The sequence below is a fragment of the Bacillus sp. DJP31 genome (assembly GCF_049310945.1).
Classification (GTDB): domain Bacteria; phylum Bacillota; class Bacilli; order Bacillales; family SA4; genus Bacillus_BS.
Genome location: NZ_JBMERO010000006.1, coordinates 136,122 through 149,629, shown reverse-complemented (window position 1 = coordinate 149,629; position 13,508 = coordinate 136,122). Strand labels below are relative to the sequence as shown.

12 protein-coding genes and 1 pseudogene are annotated in these 13,508 nt (G+C 39.5%); 7 read left to right on the top strand and 6 right to left on the bottom strand.

Translation table 11 applies throughout. The features are described from left to right. The first annotated feature begins 185 nt into the window (after positions 1-185). The 3 genes and pseudogenes from ACOI1C_RS08190 to ACOI1C_RS08180 all read left to right on the top strand — a co-directional run bounded on the left by ACOI1C_RS08190 (position 186) and on the right by ACOI1C_RS08180 (position 2,651). The gene (locus tag ACOI1C_RS08190; protein WP_422509774.1) at positions 186-641 is read left to right on the top strand and encodes a CotY/CotZ family spore coat protein; all 456 of its coding nucleotides are present in this window, start codon (positions 186-188) and stop codon (positions 639-641) included. A gap of 141 nt (positions 642-782) precedes the next feature. Beyond that, positions 783-1,223: pseudogene (locus ACOI1C_RS08185) on the top strand (CotY/CotZ family spore coat protein); the annotation flags it as partial. 336 nt (positions 1,224-1,559) lie between these two features. Further along, entirely contained in the window at positions 1,560-2,651 is a 1,092-nt protein-coding gene (locus ACOI1C_RS08180; RefSeq protein WP_422509772.1) for a glycosyltransferase, read from the top strand. Between the two features lie 254 nt (positions 2,652-2,905). Here ACOI1C_RS08180 and ACOI1C_RS08175 read toward each other — a convergent pair whose 3' ends face one another. After that, positions 2,906-5,269, bottom strand: coding sequence for a BclA C-terminal domain-containing protein (locus tag ACOI1C_RS08175; protein WP_422509770.1), 2,364 nt, complete (start codon positions 5,267-5,269; stop codon positions 2,906-2,908). A gap of 227 nt (positions 5,270-5,496) precedes the next feature. Between ACOI1C_RS08175 and ACOI1C_RS08170 the strand changes: the two genes are divergently transcribed. Next, the gene (locus ACOI1C_RS08170) at positions 5,497-5,853 is read left to right on the top strand and encodes a transposase (protein WP_422509768.1); all 357 of its coding nucleotides are present in this window, start codon (positions 5,497-5,499) and stop codon (positions 5,851-5,853) included. Between the two features lie 180 nt (positions 5,854-6,033). On the opposite strand, the gene ACOI1C_RS08165 is transcribed toward ACOI1C_RS08170, so the two are convergent. From ACOI1C_RS08165 to fabI, 3 genes are all read right to left on the bottom strand, one after another. Further along, positions 6,034-6,480, bottom strand: a complete 447-nt coding sequence (locus ACOI1C_RS08165) for a CotO family spore coat protein (protein WP_422509766.1) — start codon at positions 6,478-6,480, stop codon at positions 6,034-6,036. Positions 6,481-6,644: 164 nt separating this feature from the next. Continuing rightward, positions 6,645-7,043, bottom strand: coding sequence for a hypothetical protein (locus tag ACOI1C_RS08160; protein ID WP_422509764.1), 399 nt, complete (start codon positions 7,041-7,043; stop codon positions 6,645-6,647). Between the two features lie 229 nt (positions 7,044-7,272). Beyond that, the gene (gene fabI / locus ACOI1C_RS08155; protein ID WP_422509762.1) at positions 7,273-8,049 is read right to left on the bottom strand and encodes an enoyl-ACP reductase FabI; all 777 of its coding nucleotides are present in this window, start codon (positions 8,047-8,049) and stop codon (positions 7,273-7,275) included. Positions 8,050-8,236: 187 nt separating this feature from the next. Here fabI and ACOI1C_RS08150 point away from each other — a divergent pair, with 187 nt between their 5' ends. The 3 genes from ACOI1C_RS08150 to prpE all read left to right on the top strand — a co-directional run bounded on the left by ACOI1C_RS08150 (position 8,237) and on the right by prpE (position 11,582). After that, entirely contained in the window at positions 8,237-9,130 is an 894-nt protein-coding gene (locus tag ACOI1C_RS08150) for a YitT family protein (RefSeq protein WP_422509760.1), read from the top strand. 348 nt (positions 9,131-9,478) lie between these two features. Then, complete coding sequence (locus tag ACOI1C_RS08145; protein ID WP_422509758.1) at positions 9,479-10,651, top strand: FtsW/RodA/SpoVE family cell cycle protein; 1,173 nt, start codon at positions 9,479-9,481, stop codon at positions 10,649-10,651. A 181-nt stretch (positions 10,652-10,832) separates the two neighbouring features. Continuing rightward, positions 10,833-11,582, top strand: a complete 750-nt coding sequence (gene prpE / locus ACOI1C_RS08140) for a bis(5'-nucleosyl)-tetraphosphatase PrpE (RefSeq protein WP_422509756.1) — start codon at positions 10,833-10,835, stop codon at positions 11,580-11,582. Between the two features lie 215 nt (positions 11,583-11,797). Here the strand turns inward: prpE and ACOI1C_RS08135 are convergent, their stop codons facing one another. Then, the gene (locus tag ACOI1C_RS08135) at positions 11,798-12,694 is read right to left on the bottom strand and encodes an RluA family pseudouridine synthase (protein ID WP_422509754.1); all 897 of its coding nucleotides are present in this window, start codon (positions 12,692-12,694) and stop codon (positions 11,798-11,800) included. A gap of 19 nt (positions 12,695-12,713) precedes the next feature. Then, complete coding sequence (locus ACOI1C_RS08130) at positions 12,714-13,508, bottom strand: NAD kinase (protein WP_422509752.1); 795 nt, start codon at positions 13,506-13,508, stop codon at positions 12,714-12,716.

The following is a 13,508-nucleotide window of genomic DNA, read 5'->3' as shown; positions in this document are numbered from 1 at the left end:
TCCCTTCCATTATCAATATGAAAAAGTTAGACAATTGCCTCCATTTGGTACTTGGGTTTGCTTGTTTTTAAATTAATGGCCCATTTTTAAAGACTAAGGACACCCTCCCACACCAAAATGTCATATTTCCATACTTTAGTAGGGACGATACGTCAAAAAAACAAATTTTAAGGAGATGAATATTCATGAGTTGTAACAGTGGAAATAACTGCGTATGTGATGCAGTCCAAGCAATCCTAGACGCTCAAGAAGCTGTAGAAGATCAATGTCCTACAAGCTGTTTCAGTAATCTTTTAAGCCCAGCGGTGTCACCAGGTAGAGATACGATTCCTTTTATTCTGTACACGAAAAAAGGGAAGCCATTTACTGCTTTCGGAAACTTAAACCCAGGCTTAAACTCTTTCCAAACACCTTTCTTCCGTGTAAGAGCACTTGATGGCTGTTGTGCAACATTAGAACTTCTTGAGTCTAATGATGAGCCAGATTGCAATGTTGACGTTGCTCAACTAATTTGCAATACTGAACAATTATTCAGAACACAAAACTGTATCGAAGTAGACTTAGATTGCTTCTGCGCAATCCAATGCTTAAGCCCAGACCTAGTAGCAAACTTTATGGGTCAACATAAAGTAAAGCGCTAATGATAAAGAGCTCGGGTTTTCACCGAGCTCTTTCATTTACATACAAATTTGGTCATTCACCTATGGAACATGTGACTTTGTCCCCTTATATGATAGTAGAGACTAATCAGGTCATAAAAAACTTCGGGAGGCAAATTCATAATGAAAAAACATAAAGATGACTGCTCTAAGGATGACTTCGGAAGAAACTGTGTTTGCGAAGCTGTTCAAAACATTAAAGACCTTCAAGATGCCGTAGAAGATCCATGTCCTACAAGCTGTTTTTCAAACCTTTTATCTCCAGCAAACTTTGTAGGTGACACCATTCCTTTCCTTCTTTACACAAAAAAGGGTGAGTTATTCAAAGCATTTGGAAACGTTGGAGAACTTAGAGGGGGAGATTGCTTCAAGACTCCATTCTTCCGTGTAGAAAACGTAAATGGTGATTGCTGTGCAACACTTTCTTTACTAAGACCCATTGGTACAGATTTCAATTGTAAGGATGACATTTGTGATGTTGAGAATCTAGTTAAAACAGACTTCTGTATTGAAGTAGACTTAAGCTGCTTCTGTGCGATTCAATGTTTAGATCCAAGATTAGTAGTTGATTTTTTTCCAATGAACAACAACAATAGCGTTGCTGGTGTAGAAGACAACGATGACAACAATGACGATAACAATAACAATGGCCGTCGTAGAAAGAAACATCATTCTTAATTGAATTAATAGTATTTTCAACTTACTGTTAATACTAAAACTATGTGATTTCTGATAAAATGCTTAACATTTTATCAAGGGTATGAAGAGATAGAGTGGACAGAAATTTCATCTGCTTCTCTATCTTTTTTATTTTGCTACTAAATATGAATGGTAGGTAAGGTGAAAACTTATTTCCACTCATGAAACAGCCTATAAAATTAACGATTTGATGGTGATAATATGAACACTATTAGTCTTTGTATGATAGTAAAAAATGAAGAAGAGGTACTTTATCAATGTTTAAATAGTGTAAAAGAGATTTGCGATGAAATAATAATTGTCGATACAGGATCAACAGACAAGACAAAAGAAATAGCGAAGCAATTCACTAATAAAATTATCAATTTTGAATGGATTGATGACTTTTCAGCTGCAAGAAACTTAGCATTTAGTCACGCAACAATGGATTATATATTATGGTTAGATGGGGATGACATATTACTTGAAAGAGACCAAGAGAATCTTAAAACGCTAAAGAATAATCTGGATTACTCGATTGATGCAGTATCTATGATTTATGCAATCGATTTCGATGAATATGGAAAACCGACCTTTAGTTTTAGAAGAAATCGTTTAGTTAAAAGAGAGAGAAATTTCAAATGGATAGGTGCTGTCCACGAATATTTAGAAGTGAGTGGTCATATATTACCTGCTGATATTGTCATAACACATCGTAAATCAGATAAATCTAGCCAAACTATTCAAAGCGATCGTAACCTGAAAATTTATAAACGTCGCCTAAGTCTTGGAGAACAATTTACACCGAGGGATTTATTTTATTATGCAAACGAATTAAAAGATCATGCTCAGTTTCAAAGTGCAATACATTATTATCAAAAATTCTTAGATACCAGAAAAGGGTGGATAGAAGATGAGATCCGCTCTTGTATTAATATGTCTGCCTGCTATAGAAATCTTGGAAACTTAGAAAAAGAGAAAGAGGCTTTGGTATTGTCGATTAAGTATGATATTCCACGTCCCGAAGTTTCTTGTCGATTAGGGGACCTTTATAAGGCCAATAAAAGTTACAAAAAATCCATTATTTGGTATAAATTAGCTCTTAATAGTGATGTAGAAGACAATCAAGGATTTAAGCAGGAAGCCTATTCAACCTGGTATCCTCATCTTCAGTTATGTGTTTGTTATTGGGAACTAGGTGATCTTGAAAGGTCTCTGGAACATAACACTCATGCAAAAGTATTTCGACCGAATGACACAACCGTGAAGAACAATGAGGAGTTTTTTAAAAACTTTATTAATAGGATAGGTTAATAAGCAAGAAATAATGTTGAGCTAATCAAACTATATAAGCTTTCTCTAGTCTTAAATTATAACTTGCAATTAAAAAATCTCCCTTAGAAGGAGATTTTTTTACAAACGTTATAAATATCAAAACTCTTAGTCATATGGCTCTCAAGTTTTCAAGACTGACATATTTCCTCCATTCAGTACATACAATTGCATCCAAAGTTAGGAATCTACTACAGTTTCACTTTAATTTAGATAGAGCTTACTATCCACTCGAACTAATTTAATTTTTTAAGGACAATTGAAGCGTTTACGTTTGTTTGTGTTCCACCTGCCAGCGTTTGTAGAGTAACGGCTGCAGCAGAAGTATGATTTTGAAGAGTAAGAACGTCACCGGCAGCAATAGCAATAATAGCCTGACCATTATTTTGCTGAGTTCCTGCACCTGAACCGTATACTGTTCCCGCTACTTCTGCTCCATTTAAAAATAGTGCGAATTGGTTTGGTTCTACACCCGATACGGAGAAAGTAACCTCATATTCTCCTGGACTAGTAACAACAATTTGAGAAGTTCCTGGGGTATGAGTAATGCCAGGTGTTGTTATTCCATTTGAATCAAAAAGGACAGGTGCTTCTACAGCTACCGTTTGAGGACTTAGGTTATATATATATGCGTATTGAGATAAACCACCATTAGCACCGGTTGCTCCGGTTGCTCCTGTTGCTCCCGTTGCTCCTGTTGCTCCGGCTGGGCCTGTTGCTCCATCTGCTCCTGTCGCTCCTGCTGGGCCTGTTGCTCCTGTTGCCCCCGTTGCTCCGTCTGCTCCGGCTGGGCCTGTTGCTCCCGTTGCTCCCGTTGCTCCTGCTGGGCCTGTTGCTCCTGTTGCCCCTGTTGCTCCGGCTGGGCCTGTTGCTCCGGCTACTCCCGTTGCTCCTGTTGCTCCGTCTGCTCCGTCTGCTCCTGCTGGGCCTGTTGCTCCGGTTACTCCCGTTGCTCCTGTTGCCCCTGTTGCTCCATCTGCTCCTGTCGCTCCTGTTGCTCCGGCTGCGCCTGTTGCTCCGTCTGCTCCTGCTGGGCCTGTTGCTCCGGCTACTCCCGTTGCTCCTGTTGCCCCTGTTGCTCCATCTGCTCCTGTCGCTCCTGTTGCTCCGGCTGCTCCGTCTGCTCCTGCTGGGCCTGTTGCTCCGGCTACTCCCGTTGCTCCTGTTGCTCCGGCTGGGCCTGTTGCTCCATCTGCTCCTGCTGGGCCTGTTGCTCCATCTGCTCCCGTTGCTCCGGCTGGGCCTGTTGCTCCATCTGCTCCTGTCGCTCCTGCTGGGCCTGTTGCTCCCGTTGCTCCTGTTGCTCCGGCTGGGCCTGTTGCTCCTGTTGCTCCGGCTGCGCCTGTTGCTCCATCTGCTCCGTCTGCTCCGTCTGCTCCGTCTGCTCCGTCTGCTCCGTCTGCTCCTGTTGCCCCTGTTGCCCCTGTTGCTCCATCTGCTCCTGTTGCTCCTGTTGCTCCATCTGCTCCGGCTGGGCCTGTTGCTCCATCTGCTCCTGTTGCTCCTGTTGCTCCGGCTGGGCCTGTTGCTCCCGTTGCTCCTGTTGCCCCTGTTGCTCCATCTGCTCCTGTCGCTCCTGTTGCTCCGGCTACTCCTGTTGCTCCTTTTGCTCCATCTGCTCCTGTCGCTCCTGTTGCTCCTGTTGCTCCTGTTGCTCCGGCTGGGCCTGTTGCTCCCGTTGCTCCTGTTGCCCCTGTTGCTCCATCTGCTCCTGTCGCTCCTGTTGCTCCTGTTGCCCCGGCTGGGCCTGTTGCTCCCGTTGCTCCTGTTGCCCCTGTTGCTCCATCTGCTCCTGTCGCTCCTGTTGCTCCGGCTACTCCTGTTGCTCCTTTTGCTCCATCTGCTCCTGTCGCTCCTGTTGCTCCTGTTGCTCCTGTTGCTCCGGCTGGGCCTGTTGCTCCATCTGCTCCTGTTGCTCCTGTTGCTCCGGCTGGGCCTGTTGCTCCCGTTGCTCCTGTTGCCCCTGTTGCTCCATCTGCTCCTGTTGCTCCTGTTGCTCCGGCTGGGCCTGTTGCTCCTTTCGCTCCATCTGCTCCTGCTGGGCCTATTGCTCCTGTTGCTCCCGTTGCTCCTGTTGCTCCTGTTGCTCCGGCTACTCCTGTTGCTCCCGTTGCTCCCGTTGCTCCATCTGCTCCTGCTGGGCCCGTTGCACCCGTTGCTCCTGCTGGGCCTGTTGCTCCTGTTGCTCCGGCTGGTCCTGTTGTACCTGTTGCACCATCTTTTCCGTCTTTTCCATCTCTTCCATCTTTCCCAGCTGGTCCCGTTACGCCTGATGGTCCTGTCGCTCCGGTTACTCCATCTCTTCCGTCTCTTCCGTCTCTTCCGTCTTTCCCAGTTGAGCCTGTTTCTCCTTTAGGTCCTACTGGTCCTCTTGGTCCTCTAGGACCTCGCTTTTTCTTACACTTACATACTATATTGTCACAACATTGACACCGTTCCTTGTTACACTGACAAACTTCCTTTTTATAACTTTGATATAGTTCTTCTTTGTAGTGATAATCTCTGTTTTCACAGCAATGGCATCTTTCTGTTTTGCCGTAATATTCTTCTTTTTCACAATGCTGACAACGCTTTTTATTTTTAACATTTTTTTTCTTCACATACCATTCTCCTTTCTTGTTTGATACATATATATCGAACAAGGGTAGGAACCGGAACGGCTAATACACATTAGTATAAAAAAAGGTAGATATAATCTTCACATTCACAAGATTTACTATTCAATTTCAAAATGCAACTTCCTATTATGTAATATCATGAGTGTTGATTAACCAATAAATTCCAACAAAATAATACCAAAAAGGACACCTTTCTTGTAGAATGATGTTTGCTGACAAACAAACTACAGAAGAGGTGCCCTCATGAAGAAGACATGTACAAAGCAAGATGGAGAATTGAAACGCTCTTTCGATGGATTAAAAAGAACTTAAATGTCCCTGTTTTATTTGGCACGACTGAAAATGCCGTTTTTAATCAACTCTTTGCCGCTTTAATGGCTTATGTTCTATTAAAATGGCTCTATTCAAAGACAGCTGAAGGTCGAGTATTCACCAAATTATCGTTTATCTCTTTTCAAAGAAAGCTATTAATAGACAACTTACCTATTGACTGGCGTTCTGAAATGGCTGTTTTTTTGATGAAACGCAAAAAATCCCAAGGGATAAATATGTATATTTTTGGATAATCAACACTCGTGATGTAATATGTTTTATAAGTCCAAGTGTATAATTCATTATTATTGATTGCCGTTATAAACATCTAGGTCTATAAGAATTGTATCCTCTTAGGATTCTCTCCAAATCTAGTAAATTAAAATAAAAATACACCACTCGGTTATTAGTGATGTATCCTTTTCGTACTCTTTTTATAAACTAATAATGTTAATACCCTTGATGTCTTTAATAGAAAGCTCAACCTTAAACGGATCCTTTAGTGTTCGAACAGTTACAATTCCTTCAAGGTGAGAAATAATTCTCCCTCTGTAACTCTCTGATTCTGTTGTGATTTCACAGGTTGCTTTTGGAACATTAACAGGGAGATTGATAAAAAAATCGACTTTCTCTGCGACTGTTAATTCCGGAAATTTTCTTCTTGTTTGTGTTGTTCTTTTGGGATTCTTTTCTTCAGCCTTTGCTTCCTGTAAAGGCTTTTCAACAATCTCAACAGTTTCAACTTTCTGCTGCTCAGCTTTGCTTATAATGGGTTCGTTTTTCACCATTATGGACTGCTGCATATTCACAAATGCCGGTTGAAAATTGGGCTGTGATATATACATGAGGGGACGTTGTTTCACAGATTGGTTTTCTTTCATGTTAGTCATCCTCCGTTACCTTTTATTCTTCACCTTAATTGTATGCTTGTAATATAGGGAATGTGCCTATTTTATATGTATAGTATGTAAGTGATTAGAGATTGGATGGCATAAAACTCATTTTGATGCTTATACACATTCAATCTCCTATCCTAAAACTTCAATTAATCTTCTTTATTCTCATTTAAGAGTCGAATAAACCCTACTAATTTAGAGACCTTCTCCAAATCAAGGTTGTACTTCTTCAATATTGAGAAAGGATTTCCATCTTCACTATCATACAGTTCATTTATAAAAGTTACGGTTGTCGTTAATGTTTCAAAGTCGAGCTTAAAATGCATCCTCTTTAAGAAATCAAGTAACTGGTTAGCTTGTGGGCTTTCTTTTTCAATGCTTTCTAATTCAGCTCGTAAACACTTTAGCTTTGGACGTTGTTTCTTTAAAAGTAGAGCTGATTGTTTGCCTTGGTTTTCAAGTATTCGAACCCTCTTTCGCAGACGAGTCATTTTTTTAGTAAGACCCTTTAGAAGCTTAAAGAAACCGTTGTTAGAACCGTTTGACATTGTCGTTCAACTACTTTTCATTTGATTGTAAGATCTTTTACCTTACTATTTATATGTAAAATGAACCTTATTGATTGGACAAACCCATTGGTGTAAATATGGATATTTCATATTACTTTCATAAAATTAACCTTCACCTCAAAATTCAGGATTTCGGTGCACAAGTTACAACCTCTAATTAGTACAAAAAAAAGAGCATGCACTTGTGCACACTCTCCGTTTTATTTATTTAATTTGCTAAAATATGATACCCAGAATCTACGTGTATCATCTCACCTGTAATACCACGAGATAAATCACTAAATAGGAATAAAGCGGTATCTCCAACTTCTTCCTGAGTCGTTGGACGGCGAAGAGGTGAACGCTCTTCAATTTCTTTTAGAATAGAATTGAAATCACTAACCCCTTTAGCTGAAAGTGTACGAATAGGACCAGCAGAAATGGAGTTTACACGAATCCCTTGCTTGCCAAGGTCATTAGCAAGATATTTAACACTAGCATCCAATGACGCTTTTGCCACACCCATTACATTGTAATTATTCACAACACGCTCTCCACCTAGGTACGTAAGAGTAACAATACTTCCACCTTCTGTCATCAAATCCTTAGCAACCTTGGCAACGGCAGTTAGCGAATACGAGCTAATATTATGAGCTAGCATAAAACCATCCCTAGTCGTGTTCATATAGTCCCCACTTAGCTCTTCCTTATTCGCAAATGCTATACAATGAGCGATCCCATGAATCACACCTACTTGCTCTTTAATTGAAGCAAAGCATTTTAGGATATCATCATCATTTGTTACATCACAAGGTAAAACGAGTGAATCGCTTCCTTCTAAGGATTCAGCTAGTTCTCTTACACTCTTTTCTAAACGTTCTCCAGCATATGTGAAGACTAGTCTTGCACCTGAGTCATGCAGTGAACGAGCTATTCCCCAAGCAATACTTCTCTTATTTGCAACACCCATTACAACATATGTACGATTTTGCAACGATAAATTCAAAGTTGTTTCCTCCTAAATTAACACGAGTTATTAGTACCTAGTCATAGCATAACATATTTAGAGATATAATTACTATATCTAGTTTCCTTTCTATTAGCAAACACTGGTTCTACAAAGGCAAGTTATTCGTTTTGTAGTGAAAAACACGATATAATAGAAATAATAAGAAATATGTAGGAGGTAATGAATGACAGATTTAACAATAAACGGTGTTCAAAAAACACATCATAAGAAAAAGTCAAAGGCTAAGATAATAAGTAGAGGAATTTTGATCACTCTTGGAGCTATTTTAATGGCAGTCGGACTTGAAATTTTTCTTGTCCCAAATAAGGTCATTGATGGCGGGATTGTCGGGATCTCCATTATCCTTTCTTATTTAACCGGCTGGCAATTAGGATTATTTTTATTTATTTTAAACCTTCCTTTCTGCTACCTAGGCTATAAACAAATAGGTAAAACCTTTGCTATCTCAACAGTTTATGGCATTACGGTTTTGTCTATTGCAACAACACTACTACATCCAGTACCTGCTTTTACAGAAGATTTACTGTTAGCGACTGTGTTTGGTGGAATCATATTAGGTATTGGGGTTGGGATTGTCATTCGGTATGGAGGATCTCTTGATGGAACCGAAATTTTAGCCATTCTATTTAACAAACAGGTGCCATTTTCTGTAGGTGAAATCATCATGTTTTTCAATATTTTCATCTTAGGTAGTGCAGGTTTTGTCTTTGGACCGGATCGTGCTATGTACTCCCTTATTGCCTACTTTGTGGCTTTTAAAACCATTGATATCACGATAACAGGGCTAGATGAATCAAAATCAGCATGGATTATCAGTGATCAATCAAAGGAAATTGGTGATGCAATCCTTAACCGTTTAGGTCGTGGTGTTACGTACATGAACGGTGAAGGTGCTTATTCAGGTGATGATAAAAAGGTTATATTTTGTGTAATAACCCGCTTAGAAGAGGCGAAATTAAAGGAAATTGTAGAGGAAATAGATGCCTCAGCTTTTCTAGCTGTCGCTGATATTGCCGAAGTACGTGGCGGAAGGTTTAAGAAACGGGCTATTCACTAAATAAAAGACAGTAGGGAAATAATTCCTTTACTGTCTTTTTTATTTTTATATTTTAGCATGAGTTCAATTTTTTTGTCCAAACACTAACATTTTTTATAGCCTATTTCTTAGTGTAACTTCTAACTTCAATCCCCCAACTGAATAGTATTGATAGGTTACACTTAATTGGACAGATAAATTAAGGTCAATTAGACTACAAGTACAAATAAGCTTGTCATAAAATTAACTAATCAATCGAATAAATCTATATACTCTAGTTAATCCTTTCCTTTGCATTTCAATGAAACATTAGTAAAATGTAGGGTAGAACATTATAAGAAATCATTACATATCTAGAAGGGATTTTATATGGATTCAGAAAAAACAACGCCACAGCGCATTGATTATACATTACTCTTTATTTTATTTTTATTAGCCATCGCCAGTACATTTGCGATTTTAAGTGCTCAACCCTCTCTTCCTGCGAAGCTGCAGAATATTAATTTCGTAGCCCAACAATGGCAATGGTATGTAATTGGTACAATTGCCATCATCGTAACGATGATTATTGACTATGACCGGTTTAAACAGGTTGCCTGGTATTTATATGGTTTTGGTATTTTCTTATTACTTGGACTAGAATTTAATGTTCCAAGTAATCTTGTTCAAACCATTAAAGGAGCAACAAGCTGGTACAAACTCCCTGGTATTGGGAATTTCCAACCATCTGAGCTTTTAAAAATTTTTCTAATTTTGGTTTTAAGTCAGCTCATTGTAACACATCGTGAAAAATACCAAGAAGGTTCCATTAAGTTAGACTTATATTTATTAGGAAAGCTATTTCTCACCACATTAGTTCCACTTTTATTATTAATAAGACAGCCTGACCTAGGAATGTCTATGGTATTTATGTCAATTTTTATATCCCTATCCATTGTTTCGGGGATTCGCTGGAGGATTCTATTTTCATTAGGATTTACTTTTTTAGTATCAATAACAACTCTTGTTTATATTTTCTTTGCATTTCCCGTCTTTTTCAGGGAATACATCTTAGACGAATATGCCTTGGATCGATTCTATGGATGGTTGGCTCCTTATGAATATTCAAGTGACGAAGGGTTTCAGCTCATCAAATCACTATTAGCCATTGGTTCAGGAGAGTTGTCTGGTAAAGGATATATGAAAACGGAAGTGAACCTACCAGAAGCACATACCGACTTTATATTTGCCATAATTGCTGAGCAATATGGTTTTATTGGAGCCAGTATCGTTATTTCTCTTTTCTTTCTTCTGATTTACCGAATGATTCATATTGCTCTAGAAGTTAATGATCCCTACGGTAGTTATTTATGTGCCGGTATTATCGGTATGATTACGTTCCAAGTATTCCAAAACATTGGAATGACCATCCAACTCCTTCCTATAACAGGACTCCCGCTCCCTTTTATAAGCTATGGCGGTAGTTCGCTCGCCACCTATATGCTGGCCATTGGCATCATCTTAAATGTACGATCTAGGACCAAAAAGTATTTATTTGACTAAAAAGCAGCGAGTATGCTGCTTTTTTTGTTCATATGATAAGAAAAGCAGAATTACTCGGAAAGGCTCTGGCTTAGGAAATGTACTGAGTTTTGAGAGAGTATCGGTTTTTTTTTGGTTCATGCTCTTTGACCTCGAGGTTCTAGGGTGTACAAAAACCAATAGTTCAACAGGAGGAATTCGTTTGAAGATTGATATTATCGGCGATATTCATGGTTGTTTTGAAGAGTTTGTGGTTTTAACCGAGAAACTGGGTTATAGGTGGAAGGATGGCTTACCCATTCATTCAGACGGCCGGGTACTAGGTTTTGTAGGAGATTTAACAGACCGTGGACCTCTCTCTCTTCGAGTCATACATACGGTCTATCGACTTGTCATTGAAAAAAGGCAAGGTTACTACTGCCCAGGAAACCATTGCAACAAACTGTATCGGTATTTGCTTGGTCGAAATGTTCAAATAACGCATGGATTGGAAACGACAGTGGCTGAGTATGAGGTATTGTCGAACAAAAATAAGAAGTTTGTGAAGGATCAATTTATCCAACTTTATGAGATGTCTCCTTTATATCAAGTTTTAGACAACGGGAAATTAGTATTTGCACATGCCGGAATTTGTGAAGACTATATAGGGAGAACAGATAAAAAAGTGGAAACCTTTGTGTTGTATGGTGACATAACTGGAGAGAAACACCCGGACGGCTCACCAGTAAGGAGAGATTGGGCACAGGATTATAATGGAGTAGCATGGATTGTCTATGGTCACACACCAGTTCATCACCCTCGCATGATCAATAATACTATCAACATTGACACAGGTGCAGTTTTTGGTGGAAAATTAACAGCTTTCAGGTACCCAGAAATAGCGACAGTTTCTGTCCCGTCCACTATGCCCATGGTTGAAGAGAAATTCCGGACATTTAGTGAGAAAGTTTAGTTAATAAGTAAAAGGTGCCAGGTGCTATAGAGTAAATTGGTCATTTACGGAATCGTTTTGGAACTATTCTGCTTATCGCTGATATATTTCAATAATCGCCGATAAAAATCGATAATCGCTGATATAATCAAAAAATAGCCGATAAAAACCAATAATCGCCGATATAATTTAAATATAGTCACGCGAATACAAAAAAGACTAGCAACCACCCGCTGCTAGCCTTCCTTCTCTATAACTTTTTTCATATCGTCAGGTAATCCAGCTGTAAATGTAAGGTTTTCCCCTGAAATAGGATGAACGAATGATAATTCACAGCTATGCAACGCCTGTCGTGCCATCAAATTCCTCTTTCCTCCATATAAGTCATCCCCTAATAAAGGATGGGCTAAATATGCTAGATGAACACGAATCTGATGTGTTCTGCCTGTTTCGAGCTTTAAGGAAACATGAGTAAACTCATCATAGCCGGTCAAAACAAAATAATGTGTCACGGCTGGCTGTCCGTCTTCTCTGACTTCTCGCGCAATGATGCTATCCTCTCTCCTGCCAATTGGAGCGTCGATCGTACCCCTTTCAGGAAAAAGATGCCCATGAACAAATGCTTCATATCTTCTTTTAATAGACGCCACTTTTTGTTGTTTAGAAAACAGATGATGGGTAAAACGATGCTTTGCCACGATTAATAAGCCTGATGTATCACGGTCTAGTCGATTTACGATATGAATCGTACAAGCAATTCCCTGCACTTCATAATAATGAAGGATGGCATTAGCGAGCGTTCCCGTCGGATGCTCTCTTGACGGGATGGTCGCCATATAGGCTGACTTATTAATGACAAGCAAATAGTCATCCTCATACACAATTTCAAAAGGGATATCTTCCTTAAGAATTCCTAAGCTTGGCATCTCAGGAGGATACACGACCCTTAGCAAATCACCTTTCTTTAAAACGTAACGAACGGTCATTTCGTTTGAATTAACCGTTATACTTCCACCGCCAAACTTAATATCTGTTAAAGCTGCCTTTGATATCTCTCTTTCTTTCAAAAATTGCCTAACAAGCTTTCCCTCGTCTTGCAATTCAATCGTCCAAATTAAAGTAAATGGTTTCACAAAGTGATTCCTTTCTTACTTATTCTCCAACAAATGAGTCTCTTACTCTTTTCCAAAATGGTACAGGGCGAAATCTAGCAAATCTAATTTTTTCATCGGCAACACGGTGCTGTATTGATTTTACATCCTTATGCAAAAGGGTCAAGTGGTCAATTGTTATTTGAAAATCATCATTTTTAACTGGCTTTAGCATGCAAGAATGATGATTAGGTAAAACAAGTGGTGAGCCAATTGTCCGGAATACTCGGTTGTTTATGGAGGCCATTTCCGCAATTTGAATGGCTTCAATTGATGGGTGTAAGATGGCCCCACCTAGTGCTTTATTGTAAGCCGTACTACCTGTTGGAGTCGAAACACATAAACCATCTCCACGGAACGTTTCAAAATGCTGGCCTTTAATTTCTACATCCATCACGAGTGATCCTTCAACTGCTTTTACCGTACACTCATTCAAGGCTAAGTACCGAACTTCTTTTCCACCGTTTATATAACGAATAATCACTTCTAATAACGGATATTCAACTGTTTGATAAGGTGTTTTTGCAATGGCAATGACGAGCTTTTCTACTTCGTCAGGTACCCAGTCTGCATAAAAACCAAGATGTCCAGTATGAACACCTACAAATGCCGTTTTATCAAGTCGATGACTATATCGATGAAAGGCATATAGAAGGGTTCCATCTCCCCCAACTGAAATCACGAGATCAGGCTCTTCTTCATCATAAGTAAGTTCAAAGTCCTGTAAATAATTTCTCATTTTATGCATGAGCGTATTTGAGACAGTATCCCCTTTTGATGTGATCGCAAACTTCAT

Bases quoted from the DNA above. Each gene is read 5' to 3' on its own strand.
- ACOI1C_RS08145 (WP_422509758.1), top strand. From the start codon at position 9,479: ATGGATTCAGAAAAAACAACGCCACAGCGCATTGATTATACATTACTC.
- ACOI1C_RS08180 (WP_422509772.1), top strand. From the start codon at position 1,560: ATGAACACTATTAGTCTTTGTATGATAGTAAAAAATGAAGAAGAGGTA.
- ACOI1C_RS08130 (WP_422509752.1), bottom strand. From the start codon at position 13,508: ATGAAGTTTGCGATCACATCAAAAGGGGATACTGTCTCAAATACGCTC.
- ACOI1C_RS08150 (WP_422509760.1), top strand. From the start codon at position 8,237: ATGACAGATTTAACAATAAACGGTGTTCAAAAAACACATCATAAGAAA.
- ACOI1C_RS08160 (WP_422509764.1), bottom strand. From the start codon at position 7,043: ATGTCAAACGGTTCTAACAACGGTTTCTTTAAGCTTCTAAAGGGTCTT.
- ACOI1C_RS08165 (WP_422509766.1), bottom strand. From the start codon at position 6,480: ATGAAAGAAAACCAATCTGTGAAACAACGTCCCCTCATGTATATATCA.
- ACOI1C_RS08190 (WP_422509774.1), top strand. From the start codon at position 186: ATGAGTTGTAACAGTGGAAATAACTGCGTATGTGATGCAGTCCAAGCA.